The sequence below is a fragment of the Halorussus halobius genome (assembly GCF_004765805.1).
In the GTDB taxonomy this organism is placed as follows: domain Archaea; phylum Halobacteriota; class Halobacteria; order Halobacteriales; family Haladaptataceae; genus Halorussus; species Halorussus halobius.
In genome coordinates this window covers 19,983-43,265 of the sequence record NZ_SBIU01000006.1, presented here as the reverse complement: position 1 = coordinate 43,265, position 23,283 = coordinate 19,983, and the positions used below count along the sequence as shown (strand labels likewise).

The following is a 23,283-nucleotide window of genomic DNA, read 5'->3' as shown; positions in this document are numbered from 1 at the left end:
TTATAAAATATTCTATAAATTTCCCCACACGAACATGTCTGACTCTAGTCTGGCGGACGGGATTCGCCCGGAAAAACGTTCGCCCGGGGCCACGGGCCGGCCGGCGAGTCCCGCGAGGCAGTATCGTTTTACGCTCGGGCGACCAAGCCGACGCGTGGTCTACGCGACACGGGGTCTGGTCGACGCGCTGTTGGCGCTCGCGGCCGAGGCCGAACCCGACGACCTCACGATTTCGCTGGCGGTGACGCCCGCCAGCGACCTCGACGGCGACGTGGCCGCACCGGCCGACGCCCCCGTGTTCACGCACTTCTATCCGCCCGAGACCGGACGGTCGCTCACCGCGGTCTTCGGCGTGGACCTCTCGGTCCCCGCCGGACAGACGCAAGGTCGATTCGTCTCACACCCGCGGGGAACCCTCGAAGTGGCCAAGACCGACGACCTCCACGAGACGATTCTGGTCGCGGTGCCGCCCTGGGAGGCGTCGTCGCTGGCGGCGTTCGACCGGTCGGGCCGCAAGCGCCCGCTGGAACTCGTCGACGCCGCACCCCCGCCGGAGTCGCTGGCCTGACTGCTACTCCAGGTAGCCGAGTTCCCGGAGCTGGCCGGTTATCTCCTCGAACTCCGCCTCCGTGAGCTTGCCCTCCTTCTGGTGCTGGATGACGATGCTCCGGAGCAGGAATCGCACGAGGTCGCTGGTACTGGAGAAGCTGGTTCCCTCGATGGTCTCGTCCACGCGCGTCGCGAGGTCCTTGGGAATCGAGACGGTAGTGTACTCGGTCATGGAGGTGTCTGGGGCCGCCCGCCGGATAGATGTTGCGTCCGGCTCCGACCCCGTGTGGCGGCGAACGCGCGCCGAATCGGTTCCCAGAGCGGCGCGCGGTCGACGGCCCTATCGCTCGAACGCGACGGCGCGTTCCGGCAAGTGTCTTTTCGATAGAGCGAGTGCGGCCGGTTCCGGGAGACTGGACAACGGAGACCGTCCGGGCGTGAGGACCAGCCGGAGGACTCGGGCTACATCCCCATGTCCTCGGCGGGTTCGGGGACCGGAAGGTCGCGCGGGGAGACGCCGAGCAGTTCCGCCGCGTGGTCGAGGGCCATGTCGAAGCCGTAGTAGCGTTCGCGTTCGTCGCCGCCCGCCCGGACCTTCAGCATGGCGTAGCCCTCGCGATTCTGGGCGACCACGACGGTCGCGCCGTCGCGTTCGAACGCCAGCACGCGCTCGTCGTCGGTCTCGGTGTATTCGGCGGTGACCTCGCCGTCGCTCGCCTCGCCTCGGGTCATGGTCGGGCGTTCGACCCGCCCCCAGTCGAAGCTGTCGGTTCCGACCCCCACGTTTATCAACCCGCTTGCACTACGGTCGCACGCTATGTCGAGCCACGGCCTCTCAACCGAGGCGTCCGAGGATAGAGGAAGTCGCCGCGGGGCGGCTGGTCGAGAAATTCTCCGCCGAGCGTAGCGCCCGCGCCGACGCGGACCGGTCCGAATCGACCCCTGCCGAGTCGAATCGCTCCCCGGCCGACGAGACGTTCGCGGTCACGGTCGCCGGCGAGACCCACGAACTCACCAGAGCCGAGGCCGACCGGTTGCGCTCGGCGCTCGGCGACGCGCTGACCGAGCGCCGCGAGTTCGTCCGAACCGTCGCCAGCCGCCGCGAGGACGGCAGCTACGTCGTCGAGCGCCGACGTGCCGACTCGTCGGGCCACCGGAAGGTGTTCGAGAGCCGCGCCGCGCTCGGCCGACTCTACGCCGAGCTTCCGACGGAGTTCACGGCCGCAGACGTCGAGCGGCCGGGGCTGACCGGCGGGCGACGCCACATGCTGGTCCGCCACTTCGCGGAGCATCCCGAGTTCGACTGCGAACTGGTCTCGCGCCAGCCCCTGACCGCGCGCAAGCGAACGGACGCGGCGAGCGAGGGCGACGCGGACGACGCGCCCGAACCGGGGACCGCCGGGCGTGGAACCGGAAACTGATTCCGTCGGACCAACCCTTTTCGGCCTCGCGGACGAGCTACCGCGCATGACAGGGTCAGATTCCGCGACCCCGCCCCGACCGTCCACGTTCTCCATCGTCGCGCGCGACCCCGAGACCGACGCGGTCGGCGTCGCGGTCCAGTCGAAGTTCGTCAGCGTCGGCTCCGTGGTGCCGTTCGCCAGCGCCGACGCCGGGGCCGTCGCCACCCAGAGCTTCGCCAACGTCGCCTACGGGCCCGAGGGACTCGACCTGCTCCGAGCGGGCGAGTCGGCCGAGGCGGTCGTCGAGCGACTGACCGAGGACGACCCCGAGTCGGCCCAGCGGCAGGTCGGCGTCGTCGGGCAGGACGGCTCGGTCGCCGCTTTCACGGGCGCGGAGTGCTTCGAGCACGCCGGCGACCGGCAGGGCGACACCTACACCGTGCAGGGCAACATCTTGGAGAACGCCGACACGCTCGACGCGATGGCGGCCGCGTACGAGTCCACCGAGGACGGCCTCCCCGAGAAGCTGCTCGCGGCGCTCCACGCGGGCAACGAGGCCGGCGGCGACAGGCGCGGCGAGCAGGGTGCGGCCCTCTACGTCGTCAAGCCCGAGGGCGGGTACGACGGGCGCAACGACCGCTGGATAGACGTGCGGGTCGACGACCACGACGCGCCCATCGACGAACTCGAACGCGTGTTCAAACTGTACGACGTCACCCTGCTCGAACGCGAGGACCCCGAGGAGGTCCGCGAGCTGTCGGGCGAGACGGCCCGGGCAGTGGCCGAGGCGCTCGGGGAGTCGGGATTCGACGCGGGCGAGCCGTCGCGGAGCTTCGGCGAGGCAGAGCGGGACGCGCTCGATGCCTTCTGCGGGATGAACAACTTCGAGAACCACGACCTCGCGGTCGTCGAGGACGCGCTCGCTCGCGGGTGGAACGACGCGGCGGGCGACGGCGAGCAGCGGCTGGTCGACGCCATCTGGCACGGCCTCTCGCGGCTCGACCGGAAGTGAGTCCGCCCGCCGGCGAGACCGACGTCGCCCGTTCCATTCGCCATACCGATTCTGAAACTTTCAGGTTAGAGCCGTTTCCGGTACGTTTAAGAGTTCGACGGGTGGCGCTAATGGTATGAGTGGACGACCGCTCGACGTGCTGGAAGCCTCCCTCGACGAGGAGGTAACAGTCAAGTTGAAAGGCGGTGAGGAGTTCGAGGGCACGCTCACTGGCTACGACCAGCACATGAACCTCGTGCTGGAGGACGCCGGGGACGAAGACACAACCATTATACGCGGCGACAACCTCGTCTCTATCAACCCATGACTGGAGCAGGAACCCCGAGCCAGGGGAAGAAGAACAAGACGACCCACGTCAAGTGTCGTCGCTGCGGCGAAAAGTCCTACCACAGCAGGAAAAAGCAGTGTTCGAACTGCGGGTTCGGCAAGTCGAGCAAGCGCCGCGACTACGAGTGGCAGAGCAAGGCCGACGAGTAGTCCCGGCGAGTTCCGGCGGCGGTTCTTTCTCTCTCGGTTCCGTTCGATAGCGGCCGGTACGTCGACCGTCGAGTCGAACCGAGGCGCGGTGCGGACTCGCGGGACGCCGACGTACCTATACACTTCCTTGCATACTTCTCCGCTATCGGCTCGGGAATTCGGCACGATAGCGAGGGTTTTTACTACCGGGCGCGCCCTATCCCTTCCCATGCCAGACGGCCGGGACGCGGCCCGAAGCGGTTCGACCGAGAGCGCCCGTTCGAGTTCGTCCGAGACGCCGACCGGGGGAGGGACCCCCGCCGACGGCGGTGAGGCCGCCGGGGGCGGAACCGGCGGTCCGACCGAGAAGTGCGGGGTCGTCGGACTCTCGCTCGCGGACCGGGACGCCGCGCGTCCGATCTACTACTCGCTGTACGCGCTCCAGCATCGGGGCCAGGAGTCGGCGGGCATCGTCACTCACGACGGGTTCCAGCAACACGACCACGTCGAGATGGGACTGGTCGGCGACGCGTTCGACGAGGACGACCTCGAGGACCTGCGCGGGAGCGCGGGCATCGGCCACGTCCGCTATCCGACCGCCGGGAGCGTCGACAAGTCCTGCGCCCAACCGTTCACGGTGTCGTTCCGGAGCGGCGCGCTCGGGCTGAGCCACAACGGCAACCTCGTCAACGCCGACGAGGTGCGCGACGAACTCGCGGCCGAGGGTCACGCGTTCACCTCCGACGGCGACACCGAGGTCATCGCCCACGACCTCGCGCGCAACCTGCTGGAAGCCGACCTCGTGCGCGCGGTCAAGCGCACGATGGGTCGCATCCACGGCTCGTACTCGCTGACCATCACCCACGACGACACCGTGCTTGGCGTGCGCGACCCGGAGGGCAATCGCCCGCTCTGCATCGGTGAACTCGACGACGGCTACGTCCTCGCCAGCGAGTCGGCCGCCATCGACACGCTCGGGGGCGACCTCGTCCGGGACGTGCGACCGGGCGAACTCGTGGTCCTGAACCCCGGCGGCGAAGGGTTCGACGCGTACCAACTGTTCGAGCGCGAACACACCGCCCACTGCTTTTTCGAGCACGTCTACTTCGCCCGCCCCGACAGCGTGGTCGACGGGAATCTGGTCTACGAGGTCCGACGGGACCTCGGCCGGAAGCTCTGGACCGAGAGCGGCATCGACACCGACGTAGTGATGCCGGTTCCCGACTCCGGCCGGGCGTTCGCCTCGGGGTACGCCGAGGAGGCCCAAGAGCAGGGCGCGAACGTCGAGTTCGCGGAAGGCCTGATGAAAAACCGGTACGTCGGTCGGACGTTCATCATGCCCACGCAGGACGAGCGCGAGCGCGCGGTCCGGCTCAAACTCAATCCCATCAGGTCGACCGTCGAGGGCCGGACCGTCACGCTCATCGACGACTCCATCGTGCGCGGGACCACCTCGACCCAACTGGTCGAACTCCTGCGTGACGCGGGGGCCGAGGAGGTCCACGTCCGCATCGGCGCGCCGCCCATCGGTGCGCCCTGTTACATGGGCATCGACATGGCGACCCGCGAGGAGCTGATCGCGGCCGGCCGCTCGACCGACGAGATTCGGGAGGAGGTCGGGGCCGACAGCCTGGCGTACCTCTCGCCCGAGGCGGTCGCCGACGCGCTCGGCGAGGACAGCGCCGACCTCTGTATGGGCTGTGTCACGGGCGAGTACCCCTACGACGTCGAGGGCGAGTCGATGACGCCCGCCCACGCCGACAACGTCAGACCCGAGCTGTAGCGGCCCGTTTCGCTTCTCCACCCGCAGTGTTCGCCGTCACACGCCCGTCCCGCGAGTGGGTCGGTCAACGACGACCTCGGCGCGACTGCGGACCCATGAAGTGAGCGCTCCGGCGTGCGTGATGCGGAGTTCGTCCGCGGTTCGTCGTTCCGGGATTCGGCTGCGAGTCGCAGTGTTGCGAGTCCTCCGCGGTTTCGGCGCGCGCTGGTGCGACCCGCGAGTGGTCGCACCCGAGCCCGTGCGGTGCGGTCACTCACCGGAAGAGGCAGTAGCTAGCGTGAATACGCTCGAAGCAAACGAAGCGGCCGTCCGGAAGCTAGCTTCAGCCTCGACAAATGAGCGACCCCACCGTACCGCGACCGCATAGCACCGCGACCGTACACCACCGCGACCACACCGAGAGCGTTCGAAATCACAGTCGCGGTTCTCCCGGCTAGTCGGAACGCCGCCAGCCACCGGCCACAGACGCTACCCGTCTCGACGCCGACCCCTCGGTATGGTCGAACAGGACCTCGGGGAGGCCACAATCGCGTACGAGGGCCCCGACGGCGAGACGGTCGAGGAAAACGTCGAGAACGAACACGTCGCGTACTTTCAGGACCACTGGATGCTCCGGACCGGCGAGGACGAGCAGGGCCGCGACCGCGTGCGGCGCATCCCGTCCGAGCGGGTGTTCTACGTCGAGCGCACGGTCGAGGAGTTCGAGCGGGAGGTCGAGACGGTCCGCGACCAGGTCCAGTCGGTCGCCGAGGACCTCCGGTCGAAGCTCCTCGGCGGCGAGCGCGGCCCCGACGCCGACGACGAGGACGACCCCGAGGTGTACCGCATCGACGTCGAGAGCGGCGAGTCGGTGGGCGACGCCGACCACGAAGGGCAGTCCTGATTCCCCTGCTCGCGGGCGAAACCGGTACTGCTCGGCAGGTCGTGAGTCCGGCGCATGACTCCCAGCCCCGACTCCGACGGCGGGCGCACGTTCCGCGAGCAGCGATCGACGAGGACGCTTCGTCGACTGCAACCACTGGACCACCGGGTCATACGGCCGCCGATACTCCCCCCAGACATTATATCCTCATACAATTTATAGAAATTAATCGAGAGTTCCGACATGTCGACGTCCCAGTGACGCACCGGCGAACGCGGCTCAGACCGCGTACAACAGGAGGTAGACGACGACGCCGAGCCCGAACGAGGTGAGCCAGAGGGGAGCCGCGATCCGGCCAATTCGCGCGTGGGCAGTCCCCGCGAGCTCCGACGCGGGCCGGGTCAGCGCGAGCAGGAGGACGTAGTACAGCAGCGGGATGCAGGCAACCGCGAGCAGGACGTGAATCGCCAGAATCGGATAGTAGACGAACTGCTCGACGACCGCCGGGCCCTCGAACTCGGACGGGCCGACGAGTGCGACCCGGTAGAGGTACAGCGCGAGGAAGGTTCCGAACAGGCCCACGCCCGCGAGCATCCCCGTCCGGTGGCGCTCGACGTTCCCGCGCCTGATCGCGCGCCACGAGGCCGCGACCACGACGAACGCCACCGCGCTGACGACGGCGTTGACGTGGGGAATCGCCGCCAGCACGGCGTCGGGAGCGCGCGGGAGCGCGCCGGGGGGCACCACCCGGAGCGCGGCCGCGAACACGAGCGCGAGCGAGACGACTGTCAACAGCCCGGTCACGGCGGGGACGTTACGCTCGACGAACTGCTGCATGGCCGGGCATAGGGACCGGACCGAAATACGCCTTGCCGTCTCGTCGCGACGTCCGACCCGTCGCCGTCGGTCACGAGCGGGCGCTGGCGTCGTCGTGGCAGGGCGTGGCGACCCGGAGGTGAAACGAAAGGCCTTTTATTCGGTTGGCCACTACCTTGGAGTGCGAGACAGACCCAGCGAGCGTGGGTAGCCAAGCTAGGCCAACGGCGCAGCGTTGAGGGCGCTGTCCCGTAGGGGTCCGCCGGTTCAAATCCGGTCCCACGCATCGCAAGCGCGAGACACTCGCGCACAGGATGCAGGTGGAGTCCCTTGGGACTGCACCCACGCACAATTCCTTTCGGACGCTACTCGACAGCGACGGCCCTCGCGCGACCGGCGGCGGCCTGATTCGAGGCGGAACGCCGACCTACAGCCCCTCGAACTCGGCGATTCGCTCGCGCCACGCGTCGGGAATCGAGCGGGACTCGCCGGTGTCGGCGTCGACCGCCACCTGGACGGAGTGACCCTCGGCCGCGACCGTGTCGTCGTCGCGGACTTCGTAGTCCATCCGCAGCGACGACGACCCCAGTTCGGGGACCCGCGCTGCCACGGTCACGGGGTCGGTCGAGCGAATCGGTCGATGGAATTCGAGTTCGAGCGTGGCCAGCACGCTCCCGAACTCGTCGAGGGGCACGTCGAGCACCTCGCGGAAGTAGGCCACGCGGGCCTCCTCCACGAGGGTCGCGTACACCGCGTTGTTGACGTGGCCCATCGCGTCGAGGTCCTGAAAGCGAACGTCGACTTCGGTGGTGAACGAGTAGTCGGCCATCGCTCGCACGTCCGCGCCCGGCACAGTTCGATGTGTCGCTTTCGGTAGCGCGACCGCTCAGTAGGTCCCGGCGAGGTAGGCGTCGAGCTCCGCCACCCGGCCGGGCTCGTAGGTCCAGAACCCCCGGAACGACTCCGACTCGTCGGCCACTTCCTCGGCGAGGAGCGCGCACGCCTGTCGGTCGTCGCCGCCCCCGTCGAAGACGATGAACCAGAATCGCCCGAGCTCGTCGGCCGTCTGGGCGTGGACCGTGGCGTCCGGGAGCCCGGGGTCCCAGTCGTGCTCGCCGTAGAGGTGGACGTCGAGGTCGGTATCCCGGGTCAGCTGGCCGTACACATCCCGCTGGGGTTCCAGAGTCGAGAGCGACTGGAACCCCGCCCGGAGGGTCCCCCGTCCGCGTCGGTAAGCGCGGTCCTCGATTTCGCGGCTGGTCGCGAGCATCTGCTGGCGGTCGAACGCGACGAAGGTGGTGTCGGCGAGCAGGTTCATCGGGAGTCGGACGTCCGTGCCGGAACCGAGTTCGAGGTCGGACGCGCCCGGCGAGACGAGTTCGTGGGTTACCCGGCGCGGGACGCTACCGACGAACTTCCCGTCCTCGGTCACGACGACGAATCCACCGGAGCCGTCGTCGGGGAGCCGCTCGTGCTCGACGGTCACGCCGCGGGACTCGAAGTGGCGGGCGAACGCCTCGTCGCGCTCGGGGGCGAACACCGTAATCGTCCGACTGCCGGCGGTCACGTCCTCGACGAACGCTCGAAGGGTCACGCGTCGTCGCCTCGCTGTGGGTCCTCGTCCCGACCGCCCTCGGCGCGGCGTTCGTTCGCCCACCGGCGTTCGTCGGCGAGCGACCGGTCCAGCACCGTGACCAGCAGGTCGGACGGCTCGCCGAGTCGCGCCACGCCGGCGTCCCGGTCGTAGTCGACGACCCCCGCGTCGACGAGTCGCGGCAGGTGGACGTGGTGGAGGTCGATCCGAACCGCCTCGCGCTCGCCGGGCGTCACCGTCTCGGCTTCCGCCCGCCGGGCCCGCGTCCACCCCGACACCACGGTCGCCAGCTCGTCGACGTCGGCCGACCCCCGGTCGCGAAGGTAGTGGAGCGCCAGTCGCCGGCGCTCGTCGGCCAGAACCTCGAACGTGGCGTCGGCGTCGCGCGCCCGGTTCAGGTCGCTCGCGTCGTCGGACGACGAACTACCACCCTCGACCATATTGTGAGTTGTTCACACGTACTCGACCGACTAAGAGGTTTGGTACGCGACGCCGATTCCGGTCGCCTCGGTCGCGGGCTCGCCCGGCCTCGCCGTCGGTGCCGGGAGACGAACATACTTAGTCCGACGCTCCGTCGGTGCGGACATGACCGACCAGCGACCGTCACCGGCCGGCGACCGGCTGTCCGACCGTACTCGAACCCTCGACCGCTCGAAGATTCGCGTGATGTTCGACCTCGCCGAGGCGTACGACGGCGACCCGATTCGGCTCCAAGTCGGCGTGCCCGACTTCGACACGCCCGAACACGTCGTGGACGCCGCGGAGGCCGCCGCCAGGGCCGGACGGACCGAGTACACGGCCAATCCGGGCGTCCCCGAACTCCGGGCGGCCATCGCCGAGACGATGGCCCGCGAGAGCGACGTCGAGTACGCGCCCGAGCAGATAACGGTCACCAGCGGCGCGATGGAGGCGCTCTCGCTGGCGATGCTGGCGGTCGCCGGGCCGGGCGACGAGGTGGTCGTCCCCACGCCAGCGTGGCCCAACTACGTCAACCAGGCCCAGATCGCCGGCGCGACGCCCGTCGAGGTGCCGCTGCCCGCCGACTCGGGGTTCGACCTCGACCCGGAGCGAATCGCGGCGAACGTCACCGACGACACCGCCGCCGTCATCCTGACGAATCCATCGAACCCGACCGGCAGGGTGTACGACGAAGACCTCGTCTGCGAGGTCGCGCGAATCGCCGCCGACCACGACGCCTACCTCGTCGCCGACGAGGTGTACGGCCGGCTGACCTACGACCGGGCGTTCCGGGGCGCGGCGTCGTACGTCGACGCGCCCGAGAACGTGCTGACGGTCGGCTCCTGCTCGAAGACCTACGCCATGACCGGGTGGCGACTGGGCTGGCTGGCCGGGCCCCAGCCGGTGGTCGACGCGGTGTCGCGCATCGGCGAGAGCACGACCGCCTGCGCGTCGAGCGTGAGCCAGCAGGCCGCGCTGGCCGCGCTCACCGGCCCGCAGGAACCGGTCGCCGAGATGAAGGCCGCGTTCGAGCGACGCCGGGACGCGGTCGTCGAGCGGGTCGCCGAGATGCCGTCGGTGTCGTGTCCCCGGCCCGAGGGAGCCTTCTACGCGCTGCTCGACGTGAGCGTCCTGCCGGGCGACAGCCTCGACGTCGCCGAGCGCCTCCTCTCGGAGTACGGCGTCGTCACGGCTCCCGGGAACGGCTTCGGCGACGCGGGCGAGGGCTACCTCCGGCTGAGCTTCGCCAACGGACTCGACCGCATCGAGACGGGACTCGACCGCATCGAGGAGATGGTCCGGGCCGAGACCGCGTAGCCGAACCCACAGGTCGCCGGCGCTACTCCTGGGCCCGTTCGAGGCACTCCCCGATGAACGTGTTGTTGATGGCGAACACTTCGCCGTCGAGCGAGACGGCCACGCCGGTCGTCTCGTCGTGCGGGAAGTGCATCTCCACGGCGTCGTCGAAGCTCCGGACGGTGCAGTTCAGCGACCCGTGGTCGTACAGCCCCTCCTGATGGGGTTTTCCCATCCCTTCGAGCCGAACGTCCTGAAAGACGCGCTCGGTGGCGGCGGTCGAGTACCGCTCGGCCACGTCGTCGCGGACGTAGACCAGCTCCGCACCGTCCTCGTCGTACCGGACGACGCTCCGGAGGTGGTCGCCCACGCGTTCGCGCAGGAACTCCGTCAGCGCTTCCGCCGGTTTTTCTGACATCGTTCCGATAGTATTCGGGACGGATGATTCATCAAAGTTGACGATACTTAATGTGAAAGTTCTCGAAATCTGGTAACTATCGGCCGTCCGGCACGACCGGCCTACTCGCCGAGTTCCGCGGCCACGCGGGCTTCGAGTCGCTCGCGGAACCGGTGGCTGTCCTCGGCGTCAGTGACGACCTCAACGACCTGAGTCCCCGCGCTCCGGACCGACGCCTCGAAAGCCGACCGGAACGACGCGAGGTCGGTCGTCCGCTCGAAGTCCAGGCCGTAGAGGTCGCCGGTCGGCTCGAAGTCGAGGCCGTGGGGCGTCCGGAACTGGTCGGTAAACGGCGGGTCGAAATCCTCGATTGGGAGCATGTGGAAGATGCCGCCGCCGTCGTTGTTGATCTCGACGATTGTCGCGTCCACGCCACAGCGCGCGACCGCGAGCAGTCCGTTCATGTCGTGGTAGTACGCGAGGTCGCCCGTGACGAGGACGAGCGGGTCGTCGGTCGCGCTCCCCGCGCCCAGCGCGGTGCTGGTGACGCCGTCGATGCCGCTCGCGCCCCGGTTGCCCAGCGCCCGGAGGTCGGCCGCCCGGGGCCGACCGAACCGGTCGAGGTCCCGAACCGGCATGCTGTTCGAGACCACCACGGTCGCGGGGTCGGGCGCGTCGGCCGCGACCGCCGACAGAATCGCACCCTCGAACGACGGGGCGGTCGCGTCCTCGAACAGTCGGCCCTCGCGCGCGTCGGTCACGAGGTCCCAGTAGCGTCGCTCGGCGTCGGCGAAGCGGTCGCGCCACGACCCGTCGCCGCCGACGCGGACGCTCTCGGCGAGTCGCTCGGCGAATCGGGTCGGGTCGGCCGCGAGCAGGTCGGTCGCGGTGAACGTCGCCTCACGCCAGCCCGCCGCCGGGTCCACGAGGAACTGCCGGGCGTCGCTGGCTTCGAGGTACTGTCGGAGCACCTTCGAGGTGGGCGACGCGCCGAACCGCACCACGACCTCGGGGTCGGGCCAGTCGTCGCCGACCGCGCCGAGGTAGCCGTCGTAGCCGCCGACGACGGGAACGGGGTCCTCGCCAGCGATTGCCTCGCCGTGGCCGAACCGGTGGCCCGAGAGCGGGTCCGCGAGGACGGGAAAGCCGGTCGCGGACGCGAGGGCGGCCAGCGCCTCGCGGCCGGGCGTGGGGTCGTCCGCCGGGCCGGCGACGAGGAGGCCCCGGTCGGCGTCCGCGACCGCTCGCCGGACGGCTTCGAGGTCGCCGTCGTCGAGTTCCGGGCGGCCCGTCGCGGTGCGGACGAACGGCGACCGCTCCCCGTCGTCGTCGACGCGACCCTCCGCCGCGAGGGGCGCGCTATCCGGGAGGTCGTCGGGCACGTCGCCGGGCACCTCGACGGGTTCGAGCGGCTTGCGGAACGGGACGTTGAGGTGGACCGGTCCCGGCGGCGTGCCGGTGGCCTGGGCGACCGCTCGGCCCGCCGTCGTCCGGAGCGAGCGCAGAGTCCGGGCGTCGGGGTCGGGCTCGGGCAGGTCGGCGTACCACCGGACCGCGTCGCCGTAGAGCTTCCGCTGGTCGACGGTCTGATTCGCGCCCGAGTCCCGGAGTTCGGGCGGCCGGTCGGCCGTGAGGACGACCATCGGGACGCGGGCCTGACTGGCCTCGATGACGGCCGGGTGGAAGTTGGCGGCGGCGGTCCCGGAGGTACATATCAGCGGCGTGGGCCGGCCGGTTCGCTTGGCCCGGCCGAGCGCGAAGAAGGCCGCAGAGCGCTCGTCGAGGTGGGAGAACACGTCGAGGTCGGGGTGGCCGGCGACCGCGACCGTCAGGGGCGTCGAGCGGCTTCCGGGCGCGACGCAGACCGCCTCGACGCCGGCCCGGGCGAGTTCCTCGACCAGCGCGTCGGCCCAGAGGGTGTTGCGGTTCGGGGCGGTCATTGTTCGCCCCGAGTCACTCCTCCAGTTCGTCCAGAATCGGCGGGTACTTGAGCTGGACCTCCTCGTACTCCTCGTCGGGGTCGCTGTCGGCCACGATGCCGTTGCCGGCGAACAGGGTGGCGGTGCGGTCGTCCGCGACCGCACACCGGAGTCCGACCGCGAAGGTGCCGTCGCCCTCGGCGTCGAACCAGCCTATCGGGGCGGCGTACCAGCCCCGGTCGAACGCCTCGGTCTCGCGGATGGTCCGGAGCGCGGCGTCCGGCGGCAGTCCGCCGACCGCCGGCGTGGGGTGGAGCGCCTCCACGATTCGGAGGACGTGGTCGTCGGCTCCGGCGTCGGCCCCGTCGCTCGGGAGGTCGGCCTCGACGGGCGTCCAGAGGTGCTGGATGGTCGCCAGCTTCCGGACCCGGCGGTCCGAAACCCGGACCGACGCCGAGATGGGCGCGAGCTGGTCGCGGACGGTCTCGACCACGAGTTCGTGTTCGTGGGCTATCTTCTCGCTGTTCCGGAGCCCGGCTTCGAGGTCGGCGTCGGCCTCGGGCGTGTCGCCCCTGCCGACCGACCCGGCCAGCGCGTCGGCCTCGACGGTCCGACCCCGGAGGGTGGCGAGGCGCTCGGGCGTCGCGCCGAAGAAGGCCGCCTCCGTGGTCGGCTCGAACAGGAACCGGAAGCAGTCGGGGTACGACTCGCCGAGCCGGGCGAGCACGTCGGGGACCGAGAGGTCGCCCTCCAACTCGGCCGACAGCGCCTGCGCCAACACCACCTTCCGGAGTTCGCCCGCCTCGATTCGCTCGACGGCGGCCCGGACCTGCTCGGCCCACTGCTCGCGTGTCGTGCTCGAGCGCGTGGCCGCGACCCCCGGCGGGGCGGCGCGCTCGGGGTCGGGCGCGGCCGCGAGCGCGTCGCGGACCTCCGCGAGTTCCGATTCGACCGCCTCGGGGTCGGCGTCGCGTGCCGAGACGGTCAGCCACGTCTCGCCGTTCGCGCGGGTCAACTGGGTCCGAGGGAGGACGAACTCGGCCCCGGCGAACCCGTGCCACGGCGGGGCCGACTCGTGGTCGGCGTGGAACGCGAAGCCGCCGAACAGCCGGGGCCGAGCGGCGTCGGGGCCGTCGTAGTCGAGGCCGGCGAAGAGGTCCTCGGCCCGCTCGCGGACCTCGTCGAAGCGGCCGGGACCGTCGGCGGCGACCCGGGCCGCCGTCCCGCCGCCGGCGAACTCCGGGCCGTAGGGGCTGGTCCAGTAGGTCCTCGGCGCGTCCCGGCCGACGAGGAACCCGCGGGGGTCGCAGTCGGATAGCTCGCAGGTCCGGCTCACGAGCTCGGAGCCGGTCGGTTCGGTCGACACCTGTCCGTCACGGGGCGGAGACTCCATTCAGTCGAACTGTGGAGGCCGGAGCCTTTAGTCTAACTGTCTCGGACGTGAGCGCCGGAGGCAGGCCCGTTCCGTGCTCGACGGCCGCGCCCGAGCGGCAACGAGACGCTACTCGAACGTCGTCGTGCTCCGGACGCCATGACGGCAGTGAAGATAGTCAAGATAACTGGCACGGCCGACGAGTCGTGGCAGGCCGCCGCCGAGGAGGCGTTCCGGCAGGCCAGCGAGACGGTCGACCACATCTCCGGCGTCGAGGTCGGGACTGGACCGCGCAGGTCGAAGACGACGAGATCACCGAGTACCGCGCGACCGTCGAAGTCGCCTTCCCGGTTCACGACGACTGAGTGCTTCCCGGTTCACGACGACTGAGTGGGGTCGTCCCGCCAGTCACTCGCGGTCGGCCAGCACGGTCGCGGCCAGCAGCGGGACCACCAGCGTCGCCTCGGCCTCGACCTGCGTGTAGTTTTTCGCCTCGCGCTCGCCGTCGTTCGCGTCCTGCTTTATCTTGCCCCACGAGACCGCTTCGTCCGGCGGTGCGCCCGACAGCGAGCCGTCTCCCTCCATCCCGGTCGAGACGTACACCGCGTAGTCCGCGCCGCCCCGGAACAGGTTGGTCATGATGGCGTGGTGCTTGGGCACGCCGCCGCCCAGCACGACCAGTCCGGTCTCGTCCGCGAGCATCCCCTCGTCGATGAGTCGGTCGTAGTCCTCGACGATTTCGATGCCGACGTCCGGGCCGATGCCCTGCCGGTAGTAGTAGAGGAAGTTGCCGACCTCGGCGTCGGTCAGCGCCGGGCAGAACACCGGCACGTCGTTGTCGGCGGCCTGCTTCAGGACCGAATCCTCGTCGTCCAGCGTCTCGCCGAGTTCCCGGGCGAACTCGGTCGGCGTCCGTATCTCCTCGTCGTCGAAGAAGTCGTCGAAGAAGTCGTTGAGGTACGATTCGAGCCAGACGTACCGGTCGGAGGGGACGAAGATGTTGCCCAGCCGGTTGATGCCCCGCTCGCGCATCTCGGCCTCGTCGACGTCCCACTCGCCCATCTTGAACGGCTTTTCGGTCTTGATGACGTCCTCGGTTATCGACCCGGAGGTGGTGATGAGCACGTCCACGAACCCCTCGCGCACCAGCGCGGCGACGACCTCCCGGAGGCCCGAGGAGACGATATTGGAGGTCATCGTCAGGTACACTTTGGCGTCGGCCTCGTCCATCTTCGTCAGGAGGTCGACCGCCTCCGAGAGGTGAGTCGCCTGGAAGCCGGTCGTCTCGTAGGTCGAAAGCAGGTCGAAGAAGTCGAACTCGCCCCGGAAGTCGTGGCCCTCGACGTCGGCGGTGTCGAGGTCCTCGTCGCTCCCCGGAACGACGTGTTCGCGGCTCTCGTCGGTCATAGGGGAGTGTGGGCGTCACGTCGACAAGAGTCTTGCACTTCGCGGTCGGCGTGCGAGCGACGCCCACGGTCGGTGGTCGAGCGAGGACGATTCGAACGAGGGACGACGACCAGTGTGCGATTCCGAACGCGAGCGCCGGAACCGCCAGCGGCGCGAACGCGCGCCGCGAGCGGGGCGACGCCGCCGAGCGAGACCGAACCGGGCCGCTTTTACCCGGCGCAGGAGTAGCCCGATTCATGAGCTTCGAGGAAGACGACCGCGTCACCCTGCACGACGAGCACAGCGAGTACGACGGCGAAGAGGGACAGGTCACGCAGGTCATGGAGACCATGTTCGGCGACAGCACCTACACCGTCAGCTTCGAGGACGGCCAGGAGACCGGCATTCCCGAGGACTCGCTCGAGGCCGCCGGCGAGGCCGACGACGCGGACGACGCCGACGAAGAGTAGCGACCCGACGTTTTCTACGGAACGGCGTTCGACTCCGAGTCGCGTGCGGACGTCGCGCGTGCGTGCGGCGATTCGCGTACCGCGGCGGAAGCTGTCGCCACCCGGCCGGCCGCCGGTTCGGCCAAGCTAGCTTCTGGCTCGACCGATGAGGACCGCGACCGCACGGCACCGCGAACGCCTCGCGCCTCCCAACCTCGGCGACCACGTTTGGGTGGCCGCCTCCCTCGCACGCTTCGGTGCGACCACCGACGGGTCCCACCAGCGCGCGCCGGGCGGGCCGAGCCTGCATCGAACGAAACGGCTTTTTGAGTCCCCGGCGCGTACCCGCGGTCGATGGCCGAAGTTCCGTTCCACTACGTCGACCTGCGGGCGTTCTGCTACGCGACCGAGGACGACAAGCGCGTCGAGCAGGCGCTCCGGACCTACCTGCCCGAGGAGTTCGCGGTCGAACGCGCCGAGAGCGAGGGGTACCACGGCGACCGCATCCTCGTCCTCTCGGCGCGGGTCGAGACCGCCGACGAGATGCGCCACGTCCTCTCGAAGGTGGCCCAACTCCCGGACGTCGACGACCTCGTCGCCGAACTCGACGAGCGCGTCGACGACAACTGCTCGCTGTTCCTCCGGCTCGACAAGCAGGCGGCGTATCGCGGCGAGGTCGCGCTCGGCGAGGGCATCACTCTCCGCGCGAAGGTCGAAGCGTACCCCGCGAAGAAGGCCGCCGCGGTCGAGAACGCTCGCGAGGCGCTCGCGAACCTCTGAAATCGGTGCGACAGCCCTGGTCAGGGCCGAAAACGGGACGAGTCGGTCAGGGGTCCCGAATCAGTGCGCCGTGAAGCCGTCAATCATCCCGTCGCAGTCCGGGCAGGCGACCAGTTCCGACCCGGTGGACTTGCCCCCCAGCGGGTCGCCGTTCCGGTGGGTGCGCGAGTTCGTCCGCCGATTCAGCTCCGAACCGCAGTGTGGACATTCCATCATGGCTCTCACCGTCGCACTGTGCGAACAGTTACCACGTCCCGCGCGACCGGCATATACTTTGTGCTCTATACTATTATTCCCGACTATTTAGGGCGGGTTCGAAGCCGGCGCTCACGACCCCGGGAGGATGTCGCCGAGCGCGGCCCCGAGCGCCATCGGCGCGAACGCGACCGTCGTCTGACAGAGCGCCAGCCACGGCTCGCCCCAGTCGACCCGTCCCCAGCCGGTCATCAGGACGGCGGCCGTCGCGAACGAGATGGTCAGCACGCCCGCGAGCCGCCGGGGAACGACGCCGAAGAACGGCTCGTGAATCTCGACGCGCTGTATCTCCGCGACGTAGAGCAGGCCGACGACGATGGCGACGGTGCCGAGGACGGTGCCCACGAGCGAGACCGGATTTGCGGCCACGAACGCGCCGACCTCGAGCGTCCCCTCCTCGACCAGCATCGGCACGCCGAACACGACGCTTCCCACCAGCGCCTCGGAGGCGTCCCGGCGGTCGAACCCCCGGATGACCCGGCCGAACGCGCCGGTGGTCCGGACCCGGCGGGCGACCCGCATCGTCTCGCGGACCTGCTCGCGCTCGTCGGGGTCGTCGACGGTCTCCTCCAACTCTTCGAGTTCGTCGAGCAGGTCGTCGAGTTCGGCGTCGTCGGGCGGGGCGGACCGCCGCTTCGAGACGCCGGAGCCGGGCTCGCGCTTCGTCATGCGTGGGCACTCGCACCCGCCGGACAAAAGTTCCAAGGTCGCCGGGTGCGGTGGTCGGAGTATGCCAGCAGCCATCGTCACCGGCTCCTCGCGGGGCATCGGTCGGGCAATCGCCGAGCGGTTCGCCCGCGACGGCTACGACGTCGCGGTCAACTACGTCGAGAGCGCCCAGCAGGCCCGCGCGGTCGCCGACGCCATCGACGAGGAGACCGACGCCGACGCGGTCGCGGTCCGGGCGGACGTGAGCGACGCCGACGAGGCCGCCGACCTCGTGGACGCGACGGTCGAGGCGTTCGGCGGCGTCGACCACGTCGTGAACAACGCCGGCATCGACCAGCACGTCTTCACCGAGGACCTCTCGCCGGCGGACTTCGACCGGGTGATGGACACCAACGTCAACGGCGCGTTCAACGTGACGAAGGCCGCACTGCCCCACCTCCGGGCGTCGGCGGACGCCGCCGCTGGCGACCCCGCGCCGACGCCCTCCGTCACGAACGTCTCGTCGATTCTGGCCCACACGGGCGCGGCCGTCGAGTGCCACTACGCCGCGTCGAAGGCGGGACTGCTCGGCCTGACCAAGAGCCACGCCGACGACTTCGCGCCCGAGATTCGGGTCAACGCGGTCGCGCCGGGCCACGTCGAGACCGACATGACCGCCGACCGGACCGAGGCCGAGAAGCGCGAGGAACTGGCCGCGATTCCGCTCGGAACGTTCGGCCAGCCCGAGCAGATAGCCGACGCGGTGGCGTACCTGCGCGACGCGGGGTTCGTGACGGGCGAGACGCTCAACGTCAACGGCGGCGAGCTGATGCGGTGAGGTCGCAAACTGGAATTACAGCCTCGAACGCCCTCGGCGCGCTCGCGGTCGTCGGCCGCGAGCGCGCCTCGCCCGTTCAGTCCGCCAAGAACGACTCACTCCCCCGACCACTCGGGCTCGCGGTCCTCGAAGAAGGCGTCGATGCCCTCGTTCTTGTCCTCGGAGGCGAACAGTTGGGCGAACAGTTCGGCCTCGTACTCGATGCCGTCGTCGAGGTCCATCCGGCTGCTCGCCTTCACCGACTTCTTGGCGAACTCCAGCGCGAGCGGGCTCTTGTCGGCCATCGACCCCGCGAGGTCGTAGACCCGTTCCTCGAACTCGCCCTCCGGGTGGACCTCGTCCACGAGTCCGATGTCGCCGGCTTCCTCGGCGTCGATTAGCTCCCCGGAGAGAATCAGCCGCATCGCCTGGCCTTCGCCGACCAGTCGGGGGAGTCGCTGGGTGCCGCCGCCGCCGGGCATGATGCCGAGATTTATCTCGGGCTGGCCCAGTTTGGCGTCCTCGCGGGCGATGCGGGTGTCGCAGGCCTGCGCGAGTTCGCAGCCGCCCCCGAGCGCGTGGCCGTTTATCGCGCCGACGACGGGCTGGCGCAGGTCGTCGACGTACTCGTACACCCGCGGGCGGGCGCTGGCCTCGCGCTGCTCGAACGGGCCGCGCTCGCGGAGTTCGGTCACGTCCGCGCCCGCGACGAACGCGCCCGACTCCTCGGAGCCGGTGAGGACGACCACGCGCACGTCGCTCGCTTCGATGGCGTCCAGCACGTCCTTCAGTTCCGCCCGCAACTGGGCGTTGAGCGCGTTCCGGGCGTCGGGTCGCGACAGCGTGACGGTGGCCACGCCCTCGGCTCGGTCGCCGACCGCGACGTCGACCGTCTCGCACTCGGCGGCGACCTGCTCGGGCGCGCCGGGCGTCGGGTCGGCGTCGGCGCTCGCCGTGCCCTCGGCGTCCTCGTCGCTCATTCGTCGTCACCCCAGTCGCCCGACGTGCCCACGATTTCGCCGTCCTCCCAGACGTAGAACCCCTCGCCGGTCTTCTTGCCGAGCTTTCCGGCCCGGACCTTCCGGCGGAGAATCTGCGGGGGTCGGAACCGCTCGCCGAGTTCCTCGCGGAGGTGTTCGAGGATGTCCAGCCGCACGTCGAGTCCCACCACGTCGCCCAGTTCGATGGGACCCATCGGGTGGTTGTACCCCAGTTCCATCGAGGCGTCGACGTCGCGCGGGCTGGCGACGCCCTCCTCGACCATCCGCATGGCCTCGACGCCGAGCGCGACCCCGAGCCGCGAGGAGGCGAACCCGGCGGTGTCGTGCACGCTCACGACCGTCTTGCCGAGGTCCTCGACGAATTCTTCGGCGAACGCCACGGTCTCCTCGTCGGTCTGCTCGGCCACGACGACCTCCACGAGTTCCATGATGTGGACCGGGTTGAAGAAGTGGAGGCCGACGCCACGGCCGGGGTCGTCGAGCGCCGACGCGATTTCGGTGACCGACAGCGACGACGTGTTCGAGGCGATAATCGCGTCCTCGGGCGCGTGTTCCTCGACGTCCTCGAACGTCCCCCGCTTGAGGTCGACGTCCTCGGGCACGGCCTCGACCACGAGGTCGGCGTCCGCGACGGCGTCCGCGAGGTCGGTCGTGCCCGAGATGCGGTCGAGCGTCGCGGCCTTCTCCGACTCGGTGATCTTCTCGCGGTCGACGCCGCCCTGGAGATTCGCTTCGATGGAATCGATGCCGTCGTCGACGAACTCGCGCTCGATGTCCCGAATCGTCACGTCGTGGCCCGCCATCGCCGACACCTGTGCGATGCCGTGACCCATGGTTCCGGCTCCGAGTACCGCGACGTTCAGTTCGTTCATGACGGGTAAAACGGGGTTCGGAGCGCGGTTAAGCGTTTATGGATACTCGGACGACGGCCCGATGGTCGCGCGCTCGTCTTCACGAGAGGTGTCGGCTCGCGCTGGCGGTGTTGTGCGGTTGCGGTGCCGTGCGGTCGTTCCCTAGGCCTCGGCGATAGTTCGCTCGACTCACTCCGAATCCTCGCCCGGAACGAAGCTCGACTCACTCCGAATCCTCGTTCGGACCGAGCGAACAGCACGAAGCTAGCTAGCTACTGCTTGAGCCTATGAGTCCGCAACCGCACAGCCCGCACCCGCACAGCCCGCAACTGCATAACCCGCAACCGCACAGCCGCCCCGCACAGCGTCCGTCCTCGGTCACTCCGTTTCCCGGGGCCGCACCTTGAACCCGTAGCGCGTCACGCCCTCCTGCGTGTAGATGCGCCGCATCGTGGTCTCCACGCGGTCGCCGATTGCCACGTCCGCCGGGTCGGCGTCCACGACCTGCGCCGGGACGCTCGCGTTTTCGCGCTCGTCTCGCGGGTCGTCGCTTGGCTCCTCGCCGCTCGACCGTTCCGAGCAGCTTCGCGACTCGCGAGGCCCGTCCAGCGCGACCACCACCACTCCGAAGTCGCCCGACTGGGCCTGTTGCTCGGCGAACTCCGGCGGCGCGCCGCCCTGCGAGATGACCGTCGCGGCCTCCACGGTCCCGGTCCCCGGCAACTGCACCTCGTCGTACTCGTCGACCAGCGCCTTGCAGGCGTTGCACGCGCCTTCGGGCGGGAAGTTGAGGCTCCCGCAGTCGGGACACCGGCCGGCGACCAGGCGGTGGCGCTGGTCGAGCGTGCGCTTCCACGACGGCACGCTGACGTACGCGCCGCCGCCCTCGGGCGGTCCCGACGTCACCTCGCCGCGCTTGCGGAGGTACTCGGCGTAGGAAATCGACTCGCTCCCGTCGAGCGCGAGCGAGGCGGCGACGGCCTCGCCGCCTCGCTCACCAGTCGTCTCGACCAGCAGGGCGTCCGCGCCCGCGCCGCTTCCGAACGCCGCCGCGAGGGTTCGGTCCGCACCGTCTGCCAGCGCCGTCGCCAGACTCAGCGGGACGCTGGCCGCACCGGTGTCCCCGAGGTCGTGGACGGTCGCGCACGTCTGGACGGTCTCGGCGTCGACGCCGAGCGCGCCCGCCGCGCGGTAGGGGAGTTTGCCGTCCGGGGCCTGCACTGGGGCCGCGTCGACGTCGGCGTCGTCGAGTTCGAGGCGGTCGACCGCGCCCGCCAGCGTCTCGGTGAACGCCGCGCGCTCGTAACCGGTCGCGCCGAGGCCCTCGACCCTCTCCTCGCCGGTGGACCGGAAGCGCGTGCCGGGGAACGCCTCGGCGTACTCGGCCCGCGAGGCCACGGCCGCGTCGCCCGATTCCGAGAGGACGAACGCCGCCGCGCCCGCGCCGGCCGCGTGGTCCTCGGGACTGTCCGGTTCGCCGCGCGGGGCGTCCGCCGCGACGACGAGACCGACGCGCTCGTCGGTTGCGCCCCCGTCGGCGGCGTCCCGTCCGCTCGACCACGGCCCGGCCGAGAGCGCGGCGTCGAGCGCCCGCGTCCCGGCGCGCGTACTCCCGGTGAAGACGTGACGGGTCGCGTCGCCCGGAACGTCCAGCATGCCGCCCAGACGCGCCGACAGGTCCTCCTCGGCCATCGGCGGCGTGGTCGAGGCGAACGCGAGGAACGCCACGACCCCGCCCTCGCGGTCGGCCGCGTCGAGCGCGCGCGTGGCGGCCTCGTAGGCCATCGTCAGCGCGTCCTCGTCGGCGTCGGGCACCGCCTTGGCGTTCACGCCCGACGCGTGGAACTGGCCCCACGCCGACTCGAACTCGTCGGCCGAGACGCGAAATCGGGGCGCGTACGCGCCGACAGCCTCGATTCGCGGTGCGTCGGCGTCCGTCATGCCTCCACCCCCGACTCGCGCTCGAACAGGTGAACCACGGCCGCGCCGCCGCTGCCGCCGACGTTGTGGGTCAGCGCGCGCGTCGCGTCCTCGACCTGCCGGTCGCCCGCCTCGCCCGAGAGCTGTTTGAAGACTTCGGCGACCTGTCCGGCACCGGTCGCGCCGATGGGATGGCCCTTCGACTTGAGGCCGCCCGAGGGGTTGACCGGCAGGTCGCCGTCGAGCGCGGTGGCTCCCGACGCCACGAGGTCGCCGCCCTCGCCCGGCTCACAGAAGCCCAAATCCTCGTAGGCCAGAATCTCGGCGATGGCGAAGCAGTCGTGGACCTCCGCGAAGTCGACGTCCTCGGGGCCGAGTCCGGCCCGGTCGTAAGCGGTCTCGGCCGCGCGCCGGGACGCCTCGATGCCGGTGTACGAATCGCGCTGGAACAGTCCCACCGCGTCGCTGGCCGCGCCCACGCCCGCGATTCGGATGGGGTCGTCGGTGTACTCGCCCACCACGTCCTCGCTCACGACGACGGCGGCGGCCGCACCGTCGCTGGTCGGACAGCAGTGATACAGCGTCAGGGGGTCGGCCACGGTCTGTGCGCTCTCGGCGTCGTCGAGCGAGCACTCGAACCCCAGCTGGGCGTGGGGGTTGCTCGCGCCGTTGCGGTGGTTCTTGACCGAGACGTGCGAGAGCTGTTCGCTGGTGGTGCCGTACTCGGCCATGTGGGCGTCGGCCATCTGGGCGTACACGCCCGCGAAGGTCGTGCCCGACAGTCGCTCCCACTCGGTCTCGCCCGAGACGCCGAGCCAGTACTTGGTGGCGTCGCCCGAGGCGTCGGTCATTATCTCGACCCCGCCCGCCAGCACCACGTCGGCCATCCCCGACCGGACGGCCTGGACGGCCTGCCGGACCGCGTAACCGGACGCGGCGCAGGCGTTCTCGACTCGCGTGGTCGGGACGCCGTGGAGGCCGACGTGTTCGGTGGTCGCCGGGCCGGACAGCCCGAGTTGACGGCCGCCCACGCCGAGCGTGCCGACGACCGCTTCGTCAACGTCGTCGGCATCGAGGCCGTTCGGGACCGACTCGCTCGCCCGCTCGAACGCGGTGCGGAACAGCGACCGATAGCTCTCGTCGGGGAACGACCCGAAGTCGGTCTGGGCCGCGCCCGCGAGGTAGGCGTCGCGCATGGCTAGAGCGTGTCGGCCTCGGTGGAAATAGCTGCCGTTGTCGGCGGGTCCCGTGACCGACT

General features: G+C 70.0%; 28 protein-coding genes and 1 tRNA gene. 13 read left to right on the top strand and 16 right to left on the bottom strand.

From position 1 onward, the window contains the following. The first annotated feature begins 154 nt into the window (after positions 1-154). On the top strand, positions 155-568 hold the full coding sequence (locus tag EPL03_RS16255; protein WP_135830399.1) for a hypothetical protein: 414 nt from the start codon (positions 155-157) through the stop codon (positions 566-568). Positions 569-571: 3 nt separating this feature from the next. Here EPL03_RS16255 and EPL03_RS16250 read toward each other — a convergent pair whose 3' ends face one another. Then, entirely contained in the window at positions 572-781 is a 210-nt protein-coding gene (locus EPL03_RS16250; protein ID WP_135830398.1) for a ribbon-helix-helix domain-containing protein, read from the bottom strand. A 230-nt stretch (positions 782-1,011) separates the two neighbouring features. Further along, positions 1,012-1,281 carry a DUF7111 family protein gene (locus EPL03_RS16245; RefSeq protein ID WP_135830397.1) on the bottom strand — a complete coding sequence of 90 codons (270 nt, stop codon included), beginning with the start codon at positions 1,279-1,281 and terminating at the stop codon, positions 1,012-1,014. Positions 1,282-1,346: 65 nt separating this feature from the next. Between EPL03_RS16245 and EPL03_RS20815 the strand changes: the two genes are divergently transcribed. The 6 genes from EPL03_RS20815 to EPL03_RS16215 all read left to right on the top strand — a co-directional run bounded on the left by EPL03_RS20815 (position 1,347) and on the right by EPL03_RS16215 (position 6,086). Then, positions 1,347-1,970 (top strand): DUF7528 family protein, encoded by a 624-nt coding sequence (locus tag EPL03_RS20815; protein ID WP_244605293.1) that lies wholly within the window; start codon positions 1,347-1,349, stop codon positions 1,968-1,970. A gap of 46 nt (positions 1,971-2,016) precedes the next feature. Continuing rightward, complete coding sequence (locus tag EPL03_RS16235) at positions 2,017-2,964, top strand: DUF1028 domain-containing protein (RefSeq protein WP_135830396.1); 948 nt, start codon at positions 2,017-2,019, stop codon at positions 2,962-2,964. Between the two features lie 115 nt (positions 2,965-3,079). After that, positions 3,080-3,271, top strand: coding sequence for an LSM domain-containing protein (locus EPL03_RS16230; protein ID WP_135830395.1), 192 nt, complete (start codon positions 3,080-3,082; stop codon positions 3,269-3,271). Next, complete coding sequence (locus EPL03_RS16225) at positions 3,268-3,441, top strand: 50S ribosomal protein L37e (RefSeq protein ID WP_135830394.1); 174 nt, start codon at positions 3,268-3,270, stop codon at positions 3,439-3,441. The genes EPL03_RS16230 and EPL03_RS16225 overlap by 4 nt, the downstream gene beginning before the upstream one ends. Positions 3,442-3,649: 208 nt before the next feature. After that, on the top strand, positions 3,650-5,203 hold the full coding sequence (gene purF, locus EPL03_RS16220) for an amidophosphoribosyltransferase (protein WP_135830393.1): 1,554 nt from the start codon (positions 3,650-3,652) through the stop codon (positions 5,201-5,203). Between the two features lie 496 nt (positions 5,204-5,699). Then, positions 5,700-6,086, top strand: coding sequence for a hypothetical protein (locus tag EPL03_RS16215; RefSeq protein ID WP_135830392.1), 387 nt, complete (start codon positions 5,700-5,702; stop codon positions 6,084-6,086). Between the two features lie 258 nt (positions 6,087-6,344). On the opposite strand, the gene EPL03_RS16210 is transcribed toward EPL03_RS16215, so the two are convergent. Next, entirely contained in the window at positions 6,345-6,902 is a 558-nt protein-coding gene (locus EPL03_RS16210) for a DUF420 domain-containing protein (RefSeq protein ID WP_135830391.1), read from the bottom strand. Positions 6,903-7,082: 180 nt separating this feature from the next. Here EPL03_RS16210 and EPL03_RS16205 point away from each other — a divergent pair. Beyond that, positions 7,083-7,167 (top strand) — tRNA-Leu (locus tag EPL03_RS16205). 141 nt (positions 7,168-7,308) lie between these two features. Here EPL03_RS16205 and EPL03_RS16200 read toward each other — a convergent pair. Genes EPL03_RS16200 through EPL03_RS16190 form a run of 3 tightly spaced genes read right to left on the bottom strand, consistent with a single transcriptional unit; the run spans position 7,309 to position 8,915 of the window. Continuing rightward, positions 7,309-7,710: an acyl-CoA thioesterase gene (locus tag EPL03_RS16200; protein ID WP_135830390.1), complete on the bottom strand. Its 402-nt coding sequence runs from the start codon at positions 7,708-7,710 to the stop codon at positions 7,309-7,311. A 57-nt stretch (positions 7,711-7,767) separates the two neighbouring features. Beyond that, positions 7,768-8,475 carry a DICT sensory domain-containing protein gene (locus EPL03_RS16195; protein WP_135830389.1) on the bottom strand — a complete coding sequence of 236 codons (708 nt, stop codon included), beginning with the start codon at positions 8,473-8,475 and terminating at the stop codon, positions 7,768-7,770. Further along, complete coding sequence (locus tag EPL03_RS16190) at positions 8,472-8,915, bottom strand: DUF7344 domain-containing protein (RefSeq protein ID WP_135830388.1); 444 nt, start codon at positions 8,913-8,915, stop codon at positions 8,472-8,474. Before EPL03_RS16190 ends, EPL03_RS16195 begins: the two co-directional genes overlap by 4 nt. 145 nt (positions 8,916-9,060) lie before the next feature. Here EPL03_RS16190 and EPL03_RS16185 point away from each other — a divergent pair, with 145 nt between their 5' ends. Then, a complete protein-coding gene (locus EPL03_RS16185; RefSeq protein WP_135830387.1) occupies positions 9,061-10,251 on the top strand; it encodes a pyridoxal phosphate-dependent aminotransferase in 1,191 nt (396 codons plus the stop codon). A 22-nt stretch (positions 10,252-10,273) separates the two neighbouring features. On the opposite strand, the gene EPL03_RS16180 is transcribed toward EPL03_RS16185, so the two are convergent. From EPL03_RS16180 to EPL03_RS16170, 3 genes are all read right to left on the bottom strand, one after another. Beyond that, positions 10,274-10,648 (bottom strand): DUF7522 family protein, encoded by a 375-nt coding sequence (locus tag EPL03_RS16180; RefSeq protein ID WP_135830386.1) that lies wholly within the window; start codon positions 10,646-10,648, stop codon positions 10,274-10,276. A 101-nt stretch (positions 10,649-10,749) separates the two neighbouring features. Continuing rightward, positions 10,750-12,567, bottom strand: a complete 1,818-nt coding sequence (gene menD, locus EPL03_RS16175) for a 2-succinyl-5-enolpyruvyl-6-hydroxy-3-cyclohexene-1-carboxylic-acid synthase (protein ID WP_135830385.1) — start codon at positions 12,565-12,567, stop codon at positions 10,750-10,752. 13 nt (positions 12,568-12,580) lie between these two features. Beyond that, on the bottom strand, positions 12,581-13,939 hold the full coding sequence (locus EPL03_RS16170; RefSeq protein ID WP_135830384.1) for an isochorismate synthase: 1,359 nt from the start codon (positions 13,937-13,939) through the stop codon (positions 12,581-12,583). A gap of 138 nt (positions 13,940-14,077) precedes the next feature. Here EPL03_RS16170 and EPL03_RS16165 point away from each other — a divergent pair, with 138 nt between their 5' ends. Continuing rightward, entirely contained in the window at positions 14,078-14,308 is a 231-nt protein-coding gene (locus tag EPL03_RS16165) for a dodecin family protein (protein ID WP_210425024.1), read from the top strand. A gap of 18 nt (positions 14,309-14,326) precedes the next feature. Here the strand turns inward: EPL03_RS16165 and EPL03_RS16160 are convergent, their stop codons facing one another. Continuing rightward, a complete protein-coding gene (locus EPL03_RS16160; protein ID WP_135830383.1) occupies positions 14,327-15,325 on the bottom strand; it encodes a deoxyhypusine synthase in 999 nt (332 codons plus the stop codon). A gap of 236 nt (positions 15,326-15,561) precedes the next feature. Between EPL03_RS16160 and EPL03_RS16155 the strand changes: the two genes are divergently transcribed. Both EPL03_RS16155 and EPL03_RS16150 read left to right on the top strand, forming a co-directional pair. Next, complete coding sequence (locus tag EPL03_RS16155; RefSeq protein WP_135830382.1) at positions 15,562-15,774, top strand: DUF1918 domain-containing protein; 213 nt, start codon at positions 15,562-15,564, stop codon at positions 15,772-15,774. 333 nt (positions 15,775-16,107) lie between these two features. After that, a complete protein-coding gene (locus EPL03_RS16150) occupies positions 16,108-16,533 on the top strand; it encodes an RNA-binding protein (protein ID WP_135830381.1) in 426 nt (141 codons plus the stop codon). A 60-nt stretch (positions 16,534-16,593) separates the two neighbouring features. Here the strand turns inward: EPL03_RS16150 and EPL03_RS20170 are convergent, their stop codons facing one another. Together EPL03_RS20170 and EPL03_RS16145 are read right to left on the bottom strand one after the other, a co-directional pair. After that, positions 16,594-16,749 carry a hypothetical protein gene (locus tag EPL03_RS20170; protein ID WP_168216290.1) on the bottom strand — a complete coding sequence of 52 codons (156 nt, stop codon included), beginning with the start codon at positions 16,747-16,749 and terminating at the stop codon, positions 16,594-16,596. 111 nt (positions 16,750-16,860) lie between these two features. Then, positions 16,861-17,457: a DUF2391 domain-containing protein gene (locus EPL03_RS16145; protein ID WP_135830380.1), complete on the bottom strand. Its 597-nt coding sequence runs from the start codon at positions 17,455-17,457 to the stop codon at positions 16,861-16,863. A 61-nt stretch (positions 17,458-17,518) separates the two neighbouring features. Between EPL03_RS16145 and EPL03_RS16140 the strand changes: the two genes are divergently transcribed. Continuing rightward, the gene (locus EPL03_RS16140; protein ID WP_135830379.1) at positions 17,519-18,274 is read left to right on the top strand and encodes a 3-oxoacyl-ACP reductase family protein; all 756 of its coding nucleotides are present in this window, start codon (positions 17,519-17,521) and stop codon (positions 18,272-18,274) included. 95 nt (positions 18,275-18,369) lie between these two features. Here EPL03_RS16140 and EPL03_RS16135 read toward each other — a convergent pair whose 3' ends face one another. The 4 genes from EPL03_RS16135 to EPL03_RS16120 form a co-directional block, all read right to left on the bottom strand. Further along, positions 18,370-19,233 (bottom strand): enoyl-CoA hydratase/isomerase family protein, encoded by an 864-nt coding sequence (locus EPL03_RS16135; RefSeq protein ID WP_135830378.1) that lies wholly within the window; start codon positions 19,231-19,233, stop codon positions 18,370-18,372. Continuing rightward, positions 19,230-20,117, bottom strand: coding sequence for a 3-hydroxyacyl-CoA dehydrogenase family protein (locus EPL03_RS16130; RefSeq protein WP_210425031.1), 888 nt, complete (start codon positions 20,115-20,117; stop codon positions 19,230-19,232). Before EPL03_RS16130 ends, EPL03_RS16135 begins: the two co-directional genes overlap by 4 nt. A gap of 366 nt (positions 20,118-20,483) precedes the next feature. Then, positions 20,484-22,046, bottom strand: coding sequence for an OB-fold domain-containing protein (locus EPL03_RS16125; RefSeq protein ID WP_135830376.1), 1,563 nt, complete (start codon positions 22,044-22,046; stop codon positions 20,484-20,486). Then, entirely contained in the window at positions 22,043-23,221 is a 1,179-nt protein-coding gene (locus EPL03_RS16120) for a thiolase domain-containing protein (protein WP_135830375.1), read from the bottom strand. Before EPL03_RS16120 ends, EPL03_RS16125 begins: the two co-directional genes overlap by 4 nt. Positions 23,222-23,283: the final 62 nt, after the last annotated feature.

What these genes read in the sequence shown, in the direction of transcription:
- EPL03_RS16165 (WP_210425024.1), top strand. Translation starts at nt 14,078, where the DNA reads ATGACGGCAGTGAAGATAGTCAAGATAACTGGCACGGCCGACGAGTCG.
- EPL03_RS16185 (WP_135830387.1), top strand. Translation starts at nt 9,061, where the DNA reads ATGACCGACCAGCGACCGTCACCGGCCGGCGACCGGCTGTCCGACCGT.
- EPL03_RS16230 (WP_135830395.1), top strand. Translation starts at nt 3,080, where the DNA reads ATGAGTGGACGACCGCTCGACGTGCTGGAAGCCTCCCTCGACGAGGAG.
- EPL03_RS16245 (WP_135830397.1), bottom strand. Translation starts at nt 1,281, where the DNA reads ATGACCCGAGGCGAGGCGAGCGACGGCGAGGTCACCGCCGAATACACC.
- EPL03_RS16155 (WP_135830382.1), top strand. Translation starts at nt 15,562, where the DNA reads ATGAGCTTCGAGGAAGACGACCGCGTCACCCTGCACGACGAGCACAGC.
- menD (WP_135830385.1), bottom strand. Translation starts at nt 12,567, where the DNA reads ATGACCGCCCCGAACCGCAACACCCTCTGGGCCGACGCGCTGGTCGAG.
- EPL03_RS16125 (WP_135830376.1), bottom strand. Translation starts at nt 22,046, where the DNA reads ATGACGGACGCCGACGCACCGCGAATCGAGGCTGTCGGCGCGTACGCG.
- EPL03_RS16170 (WP_135830384.1), bottom strand. Translation starts at nt 13,939, where the DNA reads ATGGAGTCTCCGCCCCGTGACGGACAGGTGTCGACCGAACCGACCGGC.
- EPL03_RS16235 (WP_135830396.1), top strand. Translation starts at nt 2,017, where the DNA reads ATGACAGGGTCAGATTCCGCGACCCCGCCCCGACCGTCCACGTTCTCC.
- EPL03_RS16145 (WP_135830380.1), bottom strand. Translation starts at nt 17,457, where the DNA reads ATGACGAAGCGCGAGCCCGGCTCCGGCGTCTCGAAGCGGCGGTCCGCC.
- EPL03_RS16210 (WP_135830391.1), bottom strand. Translation starts at nt 6,902, where the DNA reads ATGCAGCAGTTCGTCGAGCGTAACGTCCCCGCCGTGACCGGGCTGTTG.
- purF (WP_135830393.1), top strand. Translation starts at nt 3,650, where the DNA reads ATGCCAGACGGCCGGGACGCGGCCCGAAGCGGTTCGACCGAGAGCGCC.
- EPL03_RS16250 (WP_135830398.1), bottom strand. Translation starts at nt 781, where the DNA reads ATGACCGAGTACACTACCGTCTCGATTCCCAAGGACCTCGCGACGCGC.
- EPL03_RS16120 (WP_135830375.1), bottom strand. Translation starts at nt 23,221, where the DNA reads ATGCGCGACGCCTACCTCGCGGGCGCGGCCCAGACCGACTTCGGGTCG.
- EPL03_RS16180 (WP_135830386.1), bottom strand. Translation starts at nt 10,648, where the DNA reads ATGTCAGAAAAACCGGCGGAAGCGCTGACGGAGTTCCTGCGCGAACGC.
- EPL03_RS16190 (WP_135830388.1), bottom strand. Translation starts at nt 8,915, where the DNA reads ATGGTCGAGGGTGGTAGTTCGTCGTCCGACGACGCGAGCGACCTGAAC.
- EPL03_RS16140 (WP_135830379.1), top strand. Translation starts at nt 17,519, where the DNA reads ATGCCAGCAGCCATCGTCACCGGCTCCTCGCGGGGCATCGGTCGGGCA.
- EPL03_RS16200 (WP_135830390.1), bottom strand. Translation starts at nt 7,710, where the DNA reads ATGGCCGACTACTCGTTCACCACCGAAGTCGACGTTCGCTTTCAGGAC.
- EPL03_RS16215 (WP_135830392.1), top strand. Translation starts at nt 5,700, where the DNA reads ATGGTCGAACAGGACCTCGGGGAGGCCACAATCGCGTACGAGGGCCCC.
- EPL03_RS16160 (WP_135830383.1), bottom strand. Translation starts at nt 15,325, where the DNA reads ATGACCGACGAGAGCCGCGAACACGTCGTTCCGGGGAGCGACGAGGAC.
- EPL03_RS16150 (WP_135830381.1), top strand. Translation starts at nt 16,108, where the DNA reads ATGGCCGAAGTTCCGTTCCACTACGTCGACCTGCGGGCGTTCTGCTAC.
- EPL03_RS20170 (WP_168216290.1), bottom strand. Translation starts at nt 16,749, where the DNA reads ATGATGGAATGTCCACACTGCGGTTCGGAGCTGAATCGGCGGACGAAC.
- EPL03_RS16135 (WP_135830378.1), bottom strand. Translation starts at nt 19,233, where the DNA reads ATGAGCGACGAGGACGCCGAGGGCACGGCGAGCGCCGACGCCGACCCG.
- EPL03_RS16225 (WP_135830394.1), top strand. Translation starts at nt 3,268, where the DNA reads ATGACTGGAGCAGGAACCCCGAGCCAGGGGAAGAAGAACAAGACGACC.